Consider the following 15,624-nt stretch of genomic DNA (forward strand, 5'->3'; position numbering starts at 1 on the left):
TTCGGATGATAGGCGGGTCTGCCTCCACCTTCATACGCGCGAACAAAGAAATCGTCATCCAACCCATCCACCACGTCACTGACCACACGCGCGACATGATGTTCGGGGATAAGATCGGAAAAATCCATAGGCAGATAGAGTTGATTCATGGTATACTCTTGGAAAGTGACCTTTGGGTTACGCAAAAAAATCGCCTGCTTTCGTTTGAATTTTGGTAGTGGTACCTTCATTTTAAACGATTGGGCGGTTTTTTTGTGCTTTTTTATCTAAATGCAAAAAAGCCACCCCAAAAGGTCATTTATCTATGACCTTTTGGGACAACTCCGTCAGCTGATAGAAAACGCTTGTCAGACGAGGAATGCAGGCGAGGGAAGATGTGAATAGAACAAGTGTTCATGAACATATGACCGAGACAAATGACGAAGTATGCGAGCGTTTGTCTACAGGCTGAAACAAGCGCTTCCGTTAGGAGAGCGCTTGTTTTTCTTCATAAAGATGGGACGGGATCGGCTTCAGCCATGGTGACCATTCGCCTGCGGCAAAAACGGTTAAGTGGTCCATCGCCCGTGTGCATGCTGTGTAAAGGTGGTACCGTTCTTGGGAAGAAGCATAATGGCTTGCAGACGCATCAAATACGCCGACTGCATCAAATTCAATTCCTTTCGCCAAGTAAACAGGCAAAACGACTGCTCCTTCTTTGTATTCATGATGGTCTTTGGCCACGAGCTGAATGTCGAGCCATTCGCTCAGTTGGGCATGGACATCGTTTGCTTCTTTCGCCGTTTTGACGATTACGGCAACCGTCCTGTAGCCTCTCTCTCCCATTTGTTCCACCCATTCTTTAACAGGCTTTATTAAAGCTTGGCGGCTTGTTCCCTTCACTAAAACAGGCACATCACCTGGCCGTTCAAACGGGATAATCTCCTCTGGATTCGGCAGCATCTCCCGAGCAAAACGAATAATGGCTTCAGTAGAACGGTAGCTTTTATAGAACGCCATGTATTTGGCATCAGCCTCGTCGCCACCGATTAAGCCTGTTTGGTTTGGTCCGTGGAAATAAAGCGTCTGGCTGACGTCGCCGACAATTGTAAAATGGGCGGCTGGATAGAGCATTTGCATATAGACGAGCTGAAAATGAGTGTAATCCTGTGCTTCATCAATGAAGACGTGTTTAATGGACCGGTCTACTTGTAACCCTTTAATACGGTCCTGTAAATAGAGAAAAGGCGTTGCATCTTCATAAGGCATCCGCTTTTTACTAATTTCACTGCTAGACCATAAGGCAACGGCAGCAAACCCCTCCGTATCCCGATGGCAATCATCAAACAAAAATTGTTCGTATAGCTTTTCACTATCGATAAAAGCCAGCGCTTTTATCCGCTTTTTCAATGGCTCAAACGCCTCGCGCACCAGTTGTTTAGCAATGAGTTGTTCTTGTCTTTCCTGGGTACCGAACCCCTCTTCGTTTGCAGTTGCCTTTTCTACTTCCCAGTGCGTTCGCAGCAGTGTTTCATTGTCTAACAGCTCACGGGCTTTTTCGACCCATGCTTCAGAACGTTCTTTCCCTTCTTGTTTGGCGATCTCTTTTAGCAACCATTCCCCAGTGAGCCTAAGCCGATTTTGCAAAGGAATGCCGTGGTCCAAGCAATAAAAATACGTTTCAATATCTTCTTTTGGTATCAGTGTCTTTTTGCGAAAACGGATGTCTTTAAAGAATAGTCCCCCTTCTTTCAGCTTTTCAATGAAAGCATCCAGTTTTTCTTTAAATGCACGTCCTGATTTTACAGCAATGCTTCTCATTCGCGTTCGGTACAACTCGCCTTTAGCTGCGCCTAGTATATATTCAAGCTGGGCAAATCCGTCTTCTACTTCATACACACGCCCAAGTCGCTTATAAAGGTAACCACGAAACGTCAATTGCTTCATATTTTCTTCGCCTAACTCAGGAAGAACAGTCGACACATAACTGGAAAACAACTCATTCGGCGAAAACAAAACAAGTTGGTTTGCTTCGATGTGAGAACGATGGCGAAAAAGCAAATAAGCAGCACGCTGCATCGCCACAGACGTTTTTCCGCTGCCTGCTACTCCTTGTATAACCAAATACCGGCTTTTTTCATCACGTATGGCTTGGTTTTGTTCTTTTTGAATCGTGGAAACAATCGTTTTCATATAACGGGAAGCGCCTTCGCTAAGAGATTCCTTTAAACGTTCGTCACCAATCGCAAGCGATGTATCAAACATGGCTTTTAACTCGCCACGGCGAAACACATATTGCCGCTTGTTCTCTAACACCCCTTTGACCGTACCCGCTGGCGCCGTATAGGTAACAGGGCCAATTTCTGAGTCATAATAGACGCTAGAAATCGGGGCACGCCAGTCATAAATGAGAAAATCGCTATCGTTTTCATCCATTAGCGAGGCGAGGCCAATGTAAATCGGTTCCGCCTGATCTTCGCCTTCGATCTTTAAATCTATTCGGCCAAAGTAGGGAGAATCAGCTAACCGTCGCAACGTCCGCATTTGTTTTTTAATTAGTGCGCCACTACGTTCCCGTTCATGTAAAAGTTCGGCTTGTTGTTTAATGCTGGAAATCGTTTCTTGAATCTCGTGGCTATTGGAAAAGTTGACGGTGACATGATCCCAAAACGTTTCCTTCAATTCCATTTCATCGCCCGCTACGCCTTCCAATTGTTCACGGAGCATCGCTTGTTTTGTCCTGATAAATGCATGTATATAAGCGGCGCGTTCTTTTTCGTATTGCAAAGCAACACGTCCTTTCCACAGGGCTTTCAAAAAGAGTCAACGTTTATCTTAGCATAGCGCGATTCAGCCATTCAAGTAGCGAATTAACGGCGGAAATTCCATTCATCGCTCTCATAACGGCTTTTCGCTAACAATTGGACTTCCTTTTCTTCCGATTCACTTAACTGATAAGGGACCAATTGAATGCCTAGGCCTTTCTCGAACCCTTGTTTAAACGCTCGGCTTGCCTCGTCTAATGTGACAGGTTCCTTTCTAAGGGCGTTAATCGCCACGGCTTTTTGCGAAAAAGCGCGTTGCATCCTCTCCCTCAACCGGTCGCTTCGATACTGGAATAAATCAAACAATTTCTCTTCGTCAATATCTAGTAGAATCGAACCATGCTGTAATATCACGCCTTTTTGCCGCGTTTGCGCACTCCCGGCGATTTTTTTCCCTTCCACGACTAATTCATAATAGGACGGGGCGTCAAAACAAACGGCAGACCTTGGCTTCTTTAATGCTTCACGCTCTTTTTCGCTATCAGGAACAGCAAAATAAGCATTGAGGCCCAATGCTTTAAATCCTTCAAGCAACCCTGTGGAAATGACGCGGTATGCTTCGGTAACTGTCTTTGGCATAGCTGGATGGGCTTCTGACACAATCACGCTATACGTTAACTCATGTTCATGCAACACGCCGCGCCCTCCTGTAGGGCGGCGCACAAAGCCGAGCTGTTTTTCTCTAACAGCTTCCATTCGGATTTCTTTGGCGACACGCTGAAAATAACCAATTGACAACGTCGCAGGTTCCCAGCCATAAAAACGAATAGTCGGGGGGATTTTTCCTTCGCTGTGCCAATTCAACAACGCCTCGTCTAGGGCCATATTATAAGCAGGCCCTTGTTTTTTTGAATCAATAAAGCGCCATACTTCACTCATAAAATCGCTTCCTTTTCCTAGTGTCTGCTACATTCCTCTATTAGTTTACCAAACTAAGGAATTCTCCGTAAGCATAAAAGCCACTTCTCCTGCCTGCTACAATTATTGAAAAAAAGGAGACCCACGCTTATAATAATGATAGTCGATATTGCAAAAGGAGAATCTAGCCTCATATTATGGATGCACAAACAATCATTCTTATTGTCCTCACAGTTGTGCTCATCGTTTTTATTGCATCTCGTTTTTACAAACCGAAGTATTTGAAGACATTGAGCCAAGACGAATTTATTAAAGGCTACCGCAAAGCACAGCTAATTGACGTGCGGGAAACACGGGAATATGAGGGGGGCCATATTTTAGGAGCGCGCAATATTCCGCTCTCACAAATGCGGCAGCGGTTAAGCGAAATCCGCCAAGACCAGCCCGTCTATCTGTATTGCCAATCAGGCACACGAAGCAAACAAGCGGCAAAATTTCTGCGGAAAAAGCGGGGCGTCCAAGACATTTCTTATTTAAAAGGCGGCTTCCGCAACTGGACAGGCAAAGTCAAAAAGAAATAATGAACCACTTGTTTTGAAAAAAGCAGCCAGGCCCCTTGTGCCTCGGCTGCTTTCTCATTTTAAACCGTTTCTTTTTTCATTTCATAGCGCAAAATCGGTTTGCGCGCTGCAAGTGTTTCGTCTAAGCGCTTAATGACCGTATGGTGTGGCGCTTCTTGGACAAGTTCTGGCGATTCCTCTGCTTCTTTGGCAATTTGAATCATCGCTTCAATAAACTCATCCAGCGTCTCTTTTGATTCCGTTTCAGTTGGCTCAATCATCATACATTCTTCGACGTTAAGCGGAAAATAGATAGTAGGCGGATGATAGCCAAAATCAAGAAGCCGCTTCGCTATATCAAGCGTCCGTACGCCAAGTTTCTTCTGGCGTTTGCCCGATAGAACAAATTCATGTTTACAATGTTGTGCATACGGCAAATCATAATAGGATTCTAGCCGGCGCATCATATAATTGGCATTTAACACAGCGTTTTCAGAGACTTGCCGCAATCCGTCTGGACCAATTGTGCGAATATACGTGTAGGCGCGCAAGTTAATGCCATAATTCCCGTAATACGGTTTTACACGGCCAATTGATTGTGGCCGATCAGCATCAAAGCGGAAAAAGCCGTTATCGTTGACTAACACTGGCTTAGGCAAAAAGGGAACCAACTCTTTTTTGACGCCCACTGGTCCTGAGCCTGGACCGCCGCCCCCATGTGGGCCTGTAAACGTCTTATGCAAATTCAAGTGGACTACATCAAAACCCATATCCCCTGGTCTAGCGATGCCTAGTATCGCATTGGAGTTGGCTCCATCATAGTACAGCTTTCCTCCTGCACGATGAATGATATCAGCCATTTCCTGTATGTCTGCTTCAAACAAGCCAAGCGTATTCGGATTGGTCAGCATAAGGGCAGCCGTTTCCTCGTTGACCACTTCACGTAAATGGTCTAAATCGACAAGCCCTGCTTCATTGGTACGTACTGTCACTGATTCAAAGCCAGCAACAGTCGCCGAGGCTGGGTTCGTCCCATGGGCCGAATCAGGAACGACCACTTTCGTACGCTTCTTATCGCCATTCGCCTCATGATAAGCGCGGATCATCATTAACCCTGTCCATTCACCATGGGCTCCTGCTGCTGGTTGCAATGTCACTTCATCCATGCCTGTAATTTCCGCAAGTGCGGTTTGCAACGAATAGAGCATCTTCAGCGATCCTTGTACTTGCTCCTCCGGCTGGTAAGGATGGACATGCACCAAACCAGGCAAACGGGCAATGTCTTCATTGATTTTCGGATTGTACTTCATGGTGCACGAACCAAGTGGGTAAAAACCAGAGTCAACGCCATGGTTCCGTTTTGATAAAGCGGTGTAATGGCGCATAATTTGCAACTCAGACACTTCAGGCAGCTCAGGCTCTTCCTCACGTACATATGCTTCAGGGAGCAGCGATTCAAGCGGCTGCTCTTCAATATCCAAGTTAGGCAAACTATGGCCAACGCGTCCTTGTTTGCTTAATTCAAAAATCAATGCAACATCTTTTGCTTGTGTCATACGAGCGCCCCCATTTCGTTCGCGAAGAGATCCAACTCTTCTTTTGTGCGCAGTTCTGTCACGCAAACGAGCATTTGCCCGTTCCGTTCTGGCTCGACACTGCCGAGATCAAAACCACCGATCATGCCTTTTTCCAGCAATTGGCGATTTACGTCTTTGACAGGCTGGCCGCAGTTGATGACAAATTCATTAAATGTGGGCCCGTCGCCTACTACGTCAACGCCTGCAAGACTAAGCTGCTTTTTTAAATAAGCGCTTTTTTGGACATTTTGTTTTGCCATTTCTTTCACACCTTGCTTGCCAAGGGCAGTCATCGCCACAGATGCAGCCAATGCATTAAGCGCCTGGTTCGAGCAAATATTAGAGGTTGCTTTCTCACGGCGAATATGCTGTTCACGGGCTTGTAACGTCAGAACAAAACCTCTCCGCCCTTCTTCGTCGACGGTTTGCCCTACGAGCCTTCCAGGGATTTTACGCATTAATTTTTTCGTTGTCGCAAAATAGCCGCAATGAGGTCCGCCAAATTGAACCGGAATCCCAAACGGTTGTGCATCGCCAACGACAATGTCCGCCCCAAAGTCGCCAGGAGGCTTTAAGACACCAAGGGCAAGCGGGTTGCTGGAAACAACAAATTGAGCTTTGCCTTGATGGACAATTTCCTCGATTTCAGCAAGAGGTTCAAGGCTGCCATAAAAGTTAGGGTGTTGGACAATGACACAAGCAACCTCTTCATTGTAAGCCGCCTTTAATGACTCGATATCAGTCACATTCGCATTAGCGTCAATTTCAATGACATTCAAACGTTGCCCGTACGCATTCGTTTTCAAAACGGCCCGTGCCTCTGGATGGACAGCTTTTGAAACAAGAATCGTCTTCTTTTTTGTATGCCCACACGATAACATCGCTGCTTCAGCAAGTGCAGTAGGCCCATCATACATAGAAGAGTTGGCAATATCCATGCCAGTTAGTTCGCAAATCATTGTTTGAAATTCAAAAATGGCTTGCAACTCACCTTGGGAAATTTCCGGTTGATACGGTGTATAAGCTGTATAAAATTCAGACCTAGAAATCACATGGTCAACAATCGACGGGATATAATGCTCGTAGACGCCTGCCCCTAAAAAGGACGTGTACGTTTTAATCGATTGGTTTTCATCAGCAAGCTTTTGAAAATGAGCGATTAATTCTGGCTCTTTCAACGCTGCCTCTATTGCAAGTTGGCCTTTAAAACGGGTCGACTCTGGAATATCGGCAAACAACGCCTCAATCGAATCAACGCCGATTGTAGCAAGCATTTCTTTTTTATCTTCCTCTGTCATCGGCAAATAGCGGTGTGTATTCACAGTTACCCCTCCTATTTCGTACGCTTGTAAAACGGCGTTTTTACGACTCGAGCACGGAGGCGTTTGCCTCGTACTTCTACTTCAAGTTCCGTGTCAATAGCTGCCGCATCAGCTTTGGCAAGTACGAGACCGACATTTTTGCCAAGCGTTGGCGATTGCGTGCCGCTCGTGACAAAGCCGACGTCCTGCCCTTGATAAAAGACACGGTACCCAGTCCTTGGAATTCCCCGATCCACCATTTCAATTCCGACTAGCTTGCGGCTCGGCCCTTGTTCTTTTTGCTTTTTAAGCGCTTGTTGGCCAATAAAAGCAGCCTGTTTATCAGTCTTAACTGCGAAACCGATGCCAGCTTCAATGGGGCTAATGTCTTTTGTCAGCTCTTGCCCGTATAATGGCAACCGCGCTTCAAAACGCAACGTATCACGGGCTCCTAACCCACATGGCAGAAGACCAAACGGTTCGCCCGCTGCTAAAATCGCCCGCCAAAGTTCAGCCGCATCGCCTGCTTTTACGTAAAGCTCGAAGCCATCTTCGCCTGTGTAGCCTGTCCTGGAAGCTAATACAGGGATCGCTGCGAACATAACGTTTTCTTCAAAGCGGAACGGGCGAATCTCAGACAGAGGCTCATCCGTCAACGTCTGCAAAACCGCTAATGCTTTTGGACCTTGGACAGCTAGCAAAGCTGTTTCATTAGAAATGTCTGTAAGGGTCACTTGCCCCGATACATGGGCGCGAATCCATTCAATATCTGATTGAATGTTGGCCGCATTGAGCACAAGCAAATACGCATTTTCATTGCGGCGGTAAACAATTAAATCATCAACCGTCCCCCCTGATTCCGTACACATTGCATTGTATTGGGCTTGGTTATCTTGCAATTTCGACAAGTCGTTCGTTACTAGTGCTTGCAAACTGTTTAACGCATCAGGCCCATCCACAAGCAATTCGCCCATATGGGAAACATCAAAAAGCCCAGCAGCGTTTCGAACGGCGTGATGCTCTTTTTTAATTCCTGAAAAGGAAACGGGCAATTCCCAGCCGCCAAAGTCAACCGTTTTCGCTCCTGCCTGATCGTAAAGTTCATAAAGCGGTGTTCGTAACAGCTTAGTCTCCATAAAGAACCCTCCTCGATTTTTAAACCATGCCATTGAGTCATATAAGTCCCCTCAATAGACGAAAAAAGGACACGGCAAACACAAGCTGTGTATACCCTGTCCTTGAACCAGAAAGTTTCCCTCGGCCAAAAGCCGAATTGTCTTCGTAGGTGGCTTATAAAAAGCGCTCTCCAGAGATGCGTCAAGTAAAAGTCTTCTTTGCCTGAGAGATTCGCAAAATGCTTGCTCCTTCGGCGCTGGGCGTAAATGCCCAGTCTCTCCCTTTACCATCATCCGCTTTATTCAGTTGCGTTTGCCGAATCAAATGATTGGAATATGTACATACTAAACAGACGACATGTTCACTTCTTATCCTAACAACCGATCGTCCGTTTCGCAACAGATTTTTTGAAAAATGCGGCGGCAATTTCCAAGAAATAAAGGATGTGACCGACTTGGATATTAACATTAACTTTGATGATAGTTGGAATGTTCGGTTCTTACAACGTTTGGCCGACGACGGGCCATGGTCTAACTTTGAAACGTTCAAACTCGCATATGAAGCAGAACAACACGAGCAAATCCCCGACTTTCAAGGATTGCTTGCGCCCCGTTATTTGCCGGCTTTACAACCTTACGAGCACCAGCTTGAAGCCGCGCAAACCGTGATCGAAAAAATGAATGGCAAAGCGATTCTCGCAGACGAAGTTGGACTAGGCAAAACAATTGAAGCGGGTCTAATTTTAAAAGAGTATATGATTCGCGGCCTAGTCAAAAAAGCGCTTATTTTAGTGCCAGCATCACTCGTGTCACAATGGGCGATCGAGCTAAACAGCAAATTTTACATTCCTGCGATTCCGCAAAAAAAAGCATATGTGTGGGAGCAATGCGACGTGGTCGTCGCCTCGATTGACACAGCAAAACGCCAGCCACACCGTGAGATTGTGCTCGCCCAGCCATACGATATGGTCATTATCGATGAAGCCCATAAACTAAAAAACCCGAAAACAAAAAACTACGAGTTTATCCGTTTGTTGAAAAAGAAGTTTTGCCTGCTGTTAACAGCAACGCCTGTACAAAACAAGCTGGAGGAAATTTTTAATTTAGTGTCTTTATTAAAGCCCGGCCACCTTGGCAATATCGAGAGCTTTAAACAGCAATACCGGGCCAATAACCGTTCCGCAAAAAATGATGAACAGCTCCGTGCCCTCATGCAAAAAGTAATGGTTCGCAACCGTCGTGAGGAAACAGGGATTGAATGGACCAAACGAGTCGTTAATACAGTGCCGATTACATTTAGCCAAAGTGAACGAAACTTTTATGAAAAGCTTGAATCGTTACACGGCACGATCAACCATTTTACGTTGCTTACGTTAAAGCGAGAATTATGTTCTAGCCGCGAAGCGGTCTTTGTTACGCTGAAAAACATGATTGATAAATACGAACAAGAGGAAAAAGAGACAGGGGCGATTGTCGAATTGCTCAACGAAGCGACTGCAGTTGATGGCCACGCCAAGGCCGAAAAAGCACTCGAATTGATTCAAAAAATTGATGACAAAGTCATCATTTTCACCGAATACCGCGCCACCCAACTGTACTTGCAATGGTTTTTAAAACAACATGGCATTACAAGCGTGCCCTTTCGCGGTGGGTTCAAACGCGGCAAAAAAGATTGGATGCGGGAGCTATTCCAAAAACATGCACAAGTGCTGATCGCCACTGAGGCAGGAGGAGAAGGAATCAACCTTCAATTTTGCCACCATATTATCAACTATGACTTGCCTTGGAATCCTATGCGTGTCGAACAGCGAATTGGCCGTTTGCATCGCCTCGGTCAAGAGCATGATGTCCGCATCTATAATTTTGCTGTCCAACATACAGTTGAGCAACATATTCTTGAGCTGCTTTACGAGAAAATCCATTTGTTTGAGTCTGTGATCGGTGAATTAGATGACATTCTAGCAAGAATTGATCTACCTGAAATAGAAGAGTATGTGCAATCCGTCATGGCCCAGTCTACTTCAGATGGTGAAATGAAAATTAAATTTGATCACTTAGCTGCGATTATGACGGACGCACAAGAAGAACTCCGCGCTGAAAAAGGAAAGGAGGACGATGGCCATGAGACCGCCTGATATCCATCAATACTTGCGCCGTTACTTTCTTGCAAATGGCAGTCCCATTCTAGAAGAATCGCCAAGTCACCTGAAAGTCCAGCTCTCGGTTGAACTGGATAAAGAGCTGATGAACCGCCCTTTTTACTGGCATTATTTAGAAAAGACTGGTGGTGTGCCAAATCCGATGACGTTAACACTCATTACGGACAACAACCGCTGTCCAGAAGGCATTAAAGGCGAACCGGTTCATTTTGGTTCAGTCCGGTTAGCACAAATTTTCCAATCAGCCAAGAAACTTGGCGCATTCGTCCGTATGTATGAACAAAAACAGCCTGTAGGACAAAGCTCACACCCTTTACATCCGTGGCTTTGCATGAATGCCAACGTAGCGTTTCAATGCGACCGCAAAAAAGATGTTTTGCTTTCGCTTGGCTTAAACCTCATCCATGGACAAATTGTGCCACAGTTTTTTGAAAGGCTTGAGTCTCTAACACTCACACCAAAAATCCCAGATTATTGTTTTACATTATCACCAATGATTCGGGTCGAGTCGGGAATGAAGCGCCTGCAAAAAATGATTCGTACGTTTGCTGAGCAAGAACCAAAGGATTGGGCGAAATCGGCAATGGAGCGGTGGGAAAGCGATGATGCATTGCTTGAAGCTTTTTATGAGCAAGAAGAAGACAAACCAGAAAGCTATGTCGCTGAAAAACAAGCGTTAAAAGAATTATATGAGCCGAGAATCAAAGTTTCTCTCGTCAATGGCGGCATCTTTTATTTACATCAGCAAATGTTCCATTAATCATATACATGCTAGAAGCCCATTACCGAATAGGACGGAAATGGGCTTCTGTTTTGTACGTTCTTATTCGAGAGGTACGCCGGTGCCTTGAAAAATAATCGCGTACAATGTTGCAATTGAAAAAAATCCAAATACGATAACAGCCACGCCACTAAAGCCAGCAGCAAAGAAATTTTTCCTTTTTACGCTCACAATTCCGCCAAAGACAGACAGAATGGCGATTAAGAGAAACAAGATGGCTAAAACCATAGCGAAAGCCTCCATTTTACTAGTATGTATGGTCGTTTTTATTGTACCCGTTTTCATGCCATTTGTCGAGTCGCCTTCCTTGCAGAATCACGTTTTTACGATGTATCGTAGAACATAAAGAAACCATTAGGAGGCAGACATGTATACACAAATCCCCCTTGGCCCTTTACAAACAAATGCCTATGTCCTCTACAACGAGGAAAAAGAGGCTGTACTGTTTGACCCAGGCGGCGACGGAGCTGCATTTGTCAACTGGATACGCGAACAAAAATTAACACCACAGGCGATTTTGCTTACACATGCCCATTTTGACCACATTGGCGCACTAGAAGAAGTCAGACAAGCATTTGCCTGTCCTGTCTATCTTCATGAAGCAGAAAAACAATGGCTGTTAGACCCTTTGAAAAATGGTTCAGCTCGAATGGGAAGACAGCCGATTAAAACAAAGCCTGCAGATCACTTGCTCAAGGATGAAGGCACGCTGAAAGTCGGTTCTTTTTCTTTCAAGCTTTTTCATACGCCTGGCCATTCTCCTGGGAGCGTATCTTACTATGTTGCCGATGAAAACATTGTCTTTTCTGGCGATGCCCTCTTTCAACAAGGAATTGGCCGAACCGACCTTTTCGGCGGCAACCACGAATTATTAGTGCAAAGCATACACAACAAACTGCTAACACTCCCAGAAGAAACCATCGTCGCTTCTGGACATGGGCCGTTGACAACGATAGGCCAAGAAATGGACCACAATCCGTTTCTGAACGGCTATTAAAACAGCTGCTTTACCATGTAAAGCAGCTGTTTTTGCATATGTAGGTTAATGTCCGAAACTTGGAACAAGGATAAACACGGAATAATACGTGAAGCCAACAAAAAATAACGTGCAATAGCCAGCAAAAATATAAACATATACCCTCTCAGACAGCCCTAGGTAGCCTAGCGCAATCAAAATGACGGTTTGCGCAAAAAACAGCAAAGCCATTTCATTCATATGCCCAATATAAAATAATACCGCAAATATGCCCGTCCAAAATCCTAAAACCCGAAACATGCGATCCATGCTCTTTGCCCTCCTTCTTTAAGCGATCATCTCTTTCATTATATACGCTAAGCCGATTTTTTGTAAATGCTTTCTTAAAAGGAAGCACACGCTAAAGCCTCAGACTGTAGACAAACGCTTGCATCCTTCAATGCTCCCTTCGCTCAGATGCTTTGAGACTGGCGTTCCATGCGCAAGATAACCACTGCTCCTGACTTCCTGTTCTATTCGCATCTTCACTCCGTTTGGCATCTCAGCTGACAAGCGCTTTCTATCAGTCTGAGTGATATTATCGACACCTTAAACGCTAACTGCGCCTTCCTTCTTTCAATCGACGCCTGGTGATTGAAACAGCCATCGGCAACACGCCAAATGCCCAATTAGAAAGTGGTTGTTTTTCCGCCTTTCGTTTGCTGCGCTCCTCTTGCCGTATAGCTTTTGGTTTTTCCATTCGCTTCACCGCTTCCTGTGTCGCAAACTTCAACAAATCCTGGAATGTCATTTGCTTCACCTCACTGTTTAGTGTAACCAGTTTGTTCGCCATTCAGACAAAATTACAGCCCTTCTTCATATGAAACCATTTCCCAATCGGCATTGACAGCCAAACGCGCTTTTCTTGTAGCACCATTCTTCAAAGTTGCTTCAAGCTCATAAACGCTCTTGTCCTCCTTAGCCTGCTGCACAATCGACACCGTCCCCATTGGATAGTGTTTGTCTTCAGTTTCATCTCCCTCGCTTGCCAGAATATCCAAAACCGCCAATTGCAGGGCATTTTCCAATTCAAGCAATTGGAGCTGTTGTTCATAAAAGAGGCGCTCCCGTTCATAATGGAACAATTGATAAGAAAAATAGCCGCCCAGTACAAGGAATGTCAACAATGTCAGCGGCAAAATAGCGCCTCGTTCATTTTTTATGAAAATTGAAAGCCACATCCTTTGCCGTCCAAAACGAACGTGTAGTCGTTTTCCCATTTTCAAAAGTAATCGAACAGCTTAAGCCATAACCAGCTTTCTCGCAGCCAAACCGTTCAACTGCTTCTGCCATTATGACCACCCCCTTGCCGTCTCGAAAACGTTGGATCCGTTTTTGTGGCCGCCACTCATAACTAACAGCTGACCCATCCTTATAAATCAACAAGGCGTCGTCCTTCCAAGTGATGAGTTCAGCTTCTTTTGCTTCTTTAGTTACATGGTTTAAAAAAGGCTGTGCGTCAAACGGTTCACCAGGATCGCTGTAACCGGCTAGCTGCAATAGCGACGGCAAGCAAAATACAACAACTGATAGCACAAGCAAGCCAATTATATGCTCGATTAATGTAAAACCGCCCTCATTTTTTAAGCGTGTATACACAAAGCTGGCTGTTTGCCTTCACCACACTTTCCTCGCAATACATCAAAATATTGTCATAGGCCGTACCTTGCCAGTCTTGGCTGCCCTGTTGGAAATAGTAATGATGGCGCTTTTCCTCAAGAGCAACAAGCATCGTCATCTCATCAGCTAATTTGTTTCGCGCGTCATAGACCCACGCGTAAAGGGGCACCAGAAACGCAGTGGCCAAAGCCAATAAGCCTAAGCCAATTAACGCTTCCATTAACACAAAGCCCTTACAATTCCCGATAAGACACACGCCCCTTTCCGATCTGAAGGCTGAACCTAGCTGTAACATGTGAAGTCGCTACATTCCAAGAACCGGATCTTTGCGGATGGCCGTTTTCCAAAAAAACAACATCGTTAATAGACATAGTCACCGTTTCCATTTCGAGTACAAGTGGATAACGGAACGTGCTATGCTCTTTTTTCTCAGCAAACACCACTAACCGGTCTTCTTCAAAGGATACCGTTACCTTTTTTCCTTCTGTCATCGCAATATGCTGAGCAAGAACAAGGTCTTCCCGGAGTTTGGCAATAGCTGCTTTTTCTTCATTAATCGGTTCGTTTTCGGAAATATAAACAATAGGAAGGAGAAGCAATACAGACAGAAGCAAGATCGTGAGGAGTAATTCAATAAACGTAAAGCCATCATCAGCCCGAAACGATGATAACATTTTTTCCATCTAAGCGGAGTGTTTTTCCTGAAGCACAAGTTACTTGGTCAACATACCCTTCTTGAACAAGAGTATCAAGGGAGCGAGGCAATTGCCCATGTTCAACTTCATAAGCGGACACTTGTGTCTGAACGAGTTTTCGTGTAGCATCACAACTTTTGTCGCCAGCCAAGTCTGTATTTTTTGTCATATTCGGCAAGGCAATTAAAAGGAGAACAGATATAATCATCAACACAACAAGCATTTCAATCAACGTAAACCCTTTTTCATCTTTAAGTCGTTTTATCCTCACTCACACCTTTCTATTAGGAATTTACCAATAAACGCGCCCCTCCTTTCGCTTCCGGTTATCGATACAATTAGACACAGCAAGCGAAAATCCTGCATCACAAAACGACTAAATTTTTGTCCATTGCCAATAGCTGTTTCTGCCCGCTATTTTTTGCTATACTTTAAGCATATAGAATGAAAGGAAGTTACAAATGCGCAAGCTCCTCATTCAAATCATCCGTCTTTACCAACGGTTTATTTCACCGCTTACCCCGCCATCCTGCCGCTTCTATCCAACTTGCTCTGCCTATGGAATTGAAGCAATCGAAACACACGGGGCCATTAAAGGGAGCTACCTTGCCATAAAACGAATTTTAAAATGCCATCCTTTTCATCCAGGTGGCGTTGATCCCGTCCCTGAGTGCCAACATACCAAACACAAAAAAACTCCTTAAGCCGTTGCTTAAAGAGTTTTTGAAATGCGGGTGAAGGGACTTGAACCCCCACGTCCGTTAGGACACTAGAGCCTGATTCTAGCGCGTCTGCCAATTCCGCCACACCCGCATACCAAAGCTCAGTTGTAGCATAAATGGCGGAGAAGGAGGGATTTGAACCCTCGCGCCGCTTACGCGACCTACTCCCTTAGCAGGGGAGCCCCTTCAGCCACTTGGGTACTTCTCCTATTCAAAGCGCCCAACCTATTTCCGTAAGGTGATGGGCCTGAGTGGACTTGAACCACCGACCTCACGCTTATCAGGCGTGCGCTCTAACCAGCTGAGCTACAGGCCCTTACTAAACAGGAAAAGCGGGTGATGAGAATCGAACTCACATCATCAGCTTGGAAGGCTGAGGTTTTACCACTAAACTACACCCGCATATATTAATAACTA

18 protein-coding genes, 4 tRNA genes, 1 pseudogene and 1 riboswitch are annotated in these 15,624 nt (G+C 45.2%); of the genes and pseudogenes, 5 read left to right on the forward strand and 18 right to left on the reverse strand.

Annotated elements, in window-relative coordinates; translation table 11 throughout:
• From BUC05_RS20940 to BUC05_RS20950, 3 genes and pseudogenes are all read right to left on the reverse strand, one after another.
• Positions 1-185: pseudogene (locus tag BUC05_RS20940) on the reverse strand (IS5/IS1182 family transposase); the annotation flags it as partial.
• A gap of 280 nt (positions 186-465) precedes the next feature.
• Positions 466-2,766 (reverse strand): RNA polymerase recycling motor HelD, encoded by a 2,301-nt coding sequence (gene helD, locus BUC05_RS20945; protein ID WP_084140112.1) that lies wholly within the window; start codon positions 2,764-2,766, stop codon positions 466-468.
• 83 nt (positions 2,767-2,849) lie between these two features.
• Positions 2,850-3,683 (reverse strand): lipoate--protein ligase family protein, encoded by an 834-nt coding sequence (locus BUC05_RS20950; RefSeq protein ID WP_011247334.1) that lies wholly within the window; start codon positions 3,681-3,683, stop codon positions 2,850-2,852.
• Positions 3,684-3,859: 176 nt separating this feature from the next.
• On the opposite strand from BUC05_RS20950, the gene BUC05_RS20955 reads away from it, so the two are divergent.
• Entirely contained in the window at positions 3,860-4,243 is a 384-nt protein-coding gene (locus tag BUC05_RS20955) for a rhodanese-like domain-containing protein (protein ID WP_073305931.1), read from the forward strand.
• A 59-nt stretch (positions 4,244-4,302) separates the two neighbouring features.
• Here BUC05_RS20955 and gcvPB read toward each other — a convergent pair whose 3' ends face one another.
• The 3 genes from gcvPB to gcvT are packed head-to-tail and all read right to left on the reverse strand — an operon-like array spanning position 4,303 to position 8,236.
• Complete coding sequence (gcvPB, locus tag BUC05_RS20960) at positions 4,303-5,778, reverse strand: aminomethyl-transferring glycine dehydrogenase subunit GcvPB (RefSeq protein ID WP_073305933.1); 1,476 nt, start codon at positions 5,776-5,778, stop codon at positions 4,303-4,305.
• Complete coding sequence (gcvPA, locus tag BUC05_RS20965; RefSeq protein WP_257006819.1) at positions 5,775-7,121, reverse strand: aminomethyl-transferring glycine dehydrogenase subunit GcvPA; 1,347 nt, start codon at positions 7,119-7,121, stop codon at positions 5,775-5,777. The genes gcvPB and gcvPA overlap by 4 nt, the downstream gene beginning before the upstream one ends.
• Positions 7,122-7,132: 11 nt before the next feature.
• Positions 7,133-8,236, reverse strand: a complete 1,104-nt coding sequence (gcvT, locus tag BUC05_RS20970; RefSeq protein WP_073305935.1) for a glycine cleavage system aminomethyltransferase GcvT — start codon at positions 8,234-8,236, stop codon at positions 7,133-7,135.
• A 179-nt stretch (positions 8,237-8,415) separates the two neighbouring features.
• Positions 8,416-8,509: riboswitch (glycine riboswitch) on the reverse strand.
• A 161-nt stretch (positions 8,510-8,670) separates the two neighbouring features.
• On the opposite strand from gcvT, the gene BUC05_RS20975 reads away from it, so the two are divergent.
• Positions 8,671-10,350: a DEAD/DEAH box helicase gene (locus tag BUC05_RS20975; protein WP_011247339.1), complete on the forward strand. Its 1,680-nt coding sequence runs from the start codon at positions 8,671-8,673 to the stop codon at positions 10,348-10,350.
• Complete coding sequence (locus BUC05_RS20980) at positions 10,337-11,134, forward strand: YqhG family protein (RefSeq protein ID WP_035201664.1); 798 nt, start codon at positions 10,337-10,339, stop codon at positions 11,132-11,134. Before BUC05_RS20975 ends, BUC05_RS20980 begins: the two co-directional genes overlap by 14 nt.
• A 63-nt stretch (positions 11,135-11,197) precedes the next feature.
• Here BUC05_RS20980 and BUC05_RS20985 read toward each other — a convergent pair whose 3' ends face one another.
• The gene (locus BUC05_RS20985) at positions 11,198-11,383 is read right to left on the reverse strand and encodes a DUF2759 family protein (RefSeq protein ID WP_011247341.1); all 186 of its coding nucleotides are present in this window, start codon (positions 11,381-11,383) and stop codon (positions 11,198-11,200) included.
• A 139-nt stretch (positions 11,384-11,522) separates the two neighbouring features.
• Here BUC05_RS20985 and BUC05_RS20990 point away from each other — a divergent pair, with 139 nt between their 5' ends.
• Entirely contained in the window at positions 11,523-12,152 is a 630-nt protein-coding gene (locus tag BUC05_RS20990; protein WP_035201665.1) for an MBL fold metallo-hydrolase, read from the forward strand.
• Positions 12,153-12,197: 45 nt separating this feature from the next.
• Here the strand turns inward: BUC05_RS20990 and BUC05_RS20995 are convergent, their stop codons facing one another.
• The 7 genes from BUC05_RS20995 to comGC form a co-directional block, all read right to left on the reverse strand.
• Positions 12,198-12,440 (reverse strand): DUF2626 domain-containing protein, encoded by a 243-nt coding sequence (locus tag BUC05_RS20995; protein ID WP_011247343.1) that lies wholly within the window; start codon positions 12,438-12,440, stop codon positions 12,198-12,200.
• A 286-nt stretch (positions 12,441-12,726) separates the two neighbouring features.
• A complete protein-coding gene (locus tag BUC05_RS21000) occupies positions 12,727-12,921 on the reverse strand; it encodes a YqzE family protein (protein WP_011247344.1) in 195 nt (64 codons plus the stop codon).
• Positions 12,922-12,973: 52 nt separating this feature from the next.
• The gene (locus BUC05_RS21005; protein ID WP_035201666.1) at positions 12,974-13,351 is read right to left on the reverse strand and encodes a competence type IV pilus minor pilin ComGG; all 378 of its coding nucleotides are present in this window, start codon (positions 13,349-13,351) and stop codon (positions 12,974-12,976) included.
• On the reverse strand, positions 13,323-13,769 hold the full coding sequence (locus BUC05_RS21010) for a competence type IV pilus minor pilin ComGF (RefSeq protein WP_011247346.1): 447 nt from the start codon (positions 13,767-13,769) through the stop codon (positions 13,323-13,325). The genes BUC05_RS21005 and BUC05_RS21010 overlap by 29 nt, the downstream gene beginning before the upstream one ends.
• Complete coding sequence (locus tag BUC05_RS21015; protein ID WP_035201667.1) at positions 13,747-14,010, reverse strand: hypothetical protein; 264 nt, start codon at positions 14,008-14,010, stop codon at positions 13,747-13,749. Before BUC05_RS21015 ends, BUC05_RS21010 begins: the two co-directional genes overlap by 23 nt.
• Positions 14,011-14,023: 13 nt before the next feature.
• Complete coding sequence (gene comGD, locus BUC05_RS21020) at positions 14,024-14,464, reverse strand: competence type IV pilus minor pilin ComGD (protein ID WP_160162515.1); 441 nt, start codon at positions 14,462-14,464, stop codon at positions 14,024-14,026.
• Positions 14,442-14,756, reverse strand: coding sequence for a competence type IV pilus major pilin ComGC (gene comGC / locus BUC05_RS21025; protein ID WP_011247348.1), 315 nt, complete (start codon positions 14,754-14,756; stop codon positions 14,442-14,444). Before comGC ends, comGD begins: the two co-directional genes overlap by 23 nt.
• A 190-nt stretch (positions 14,757-14,946) precedes the next feature.
• Between comGC and yidD the strand changes: the two genes are divergently transcribed.
• Positions 14,947-15,189 (forward strand): membrane protein insertion efficiency factor YidD, encoded by a 243-nt coding sequence (yidD, locus tag BUC05_RS21030; protein ID WP_011247349.1) that lies wholly within the window; start codon positions 14,947-14,949, stop codon positions 15,187-15,189.
• 25 nt (positions 15,190-15,214) lie between these two features.
• On the opposite strand, the gene BUC05_RS21035 is transcribed toward yidD, so the two are convergent.
• The 4 genes from BUC05_RS21035 to BUC05_RS21050 form a co-directional block, all read right to left on the reverse strand.
• Positions 15,215-15,298: transfer RNA gene (locus BUC05_RS21035), tRNA-Leu, on the reverse strand.
• A gap of 26 nt (positions 15,299-15,324) precedes the next feature.
• Positions 15,325-15,415, reverse strand: a tRNA-Ser gene (locus BUC05_RS21040).
• Between the two features lie 34 nt (positions 15,416-15,449).
• Positions 15,450-15,523, reverse strand: a tRNA-Ile gene (locus BUC05_RS21045).
• Positions 15,524-15,538: 15 nt separating this feature from the next.
• Positions 15,539-15,609, reverse strand: a tRNA-Gly gene (locus BUC05_RS21050).
• Positions 15,610-15,624: the final 15 nt, after the last annotated feature.

The sequence above is a fragment of the Shouchella rhizosphaerae genome, from assembly GCF_900142675.1.
Lineage (GTDB): Bacteria > Bacillota > Bacilli > Bacillales > Bacillaceae_D > Shouchella > Shouchella rhizosphaerae.

Coding starts and splice junctions, on each gene's coding strand:
- BUC05_RS21015 (WP_035201667.1), bottom strand. CDS start 14,010: ATGGAAGCGTTAATTGGCTTAGGCTTATTGGCTTTGGCCACTGCGTTT.
- BUC05_RS20955 (WP_073305931.1), top strand. CDS start 3,860: ATGGATGCACAAACAATCATTCTTATTGTCCTCACAGTTGTGCTCATC.
- yidD (WP_011247349.1), top strand. CDS start 14,947: ATGCGCAAGCTCCTCATTCAAATCATCCGTCTTTACCAACGGTTTATT.
- BUC05_RS20995 (WP_011247343.1), bottom strand. CDS start 12,440: ATGGATCGCATGTTTCGGGTTTTAGGATTTTGGACGGGCATATTTGCG.
- BUC05_RS21000 (WP_011247344.1), bottom strand. CDS start 12,921: ATGACATTCCAGGATTTGTTGAAGTTTGCGACACAGGAAGCGGTGAAG.
- BUC05_RS20985 (WP_011247341.1), bottom strand. CDS start 11,383: ATGGTTTTAGCCATCTTGTTTCTCTTAATCGCCATTCTGTCTGTCTTT.
- comGD (WP_160162515.1), bottom strand. CDS start 14,464: ATGTTATCATCGTTTCGGGCTGATGATGGCTTTACGTTTATTGAATTA.
- gcvT (WP_073305935.1), bottom strand. CDS start 8,236: ATGGAGACTAAGCTGTTACGAACACCGCTTTATGAACTTTACGATCAG.
- BUC05_RS20990 (WP_035201665.1), top strand. CDS start 11,523: ATGTATACACAAATCCCCCTTGGCCCTTTACAAACAAATGCCTATGTC.
- gcvPB (WP_073305933.1), bottom strand. CDS start 5,778: ATGACACAAGCAAAAGATGTTGCATTGATTTTTGAATTAAGCAAACAA.
- BUC05_RS21005 (WP_035201666.1), bottom strand. CDS start 13,351: ATGTGGCTTTCAATTTTCATAAAAAATGAACGAGGCGCTATTTTGCCG.
- BUC05_RS20980 (WP_035201664.1), top strand. CDS start 10,337: ATGAGACCGCCTGATATCCATCAATACTTGCGCCGTTACTTTCTTGCA.
- BUC05_RS20950 (WP_011247334.1), bottom strand. CDS start 3,683: ATGAGTGAAGTATGGCGCTTTATTGATTCAAAAAAACAAGGGCCTGCT.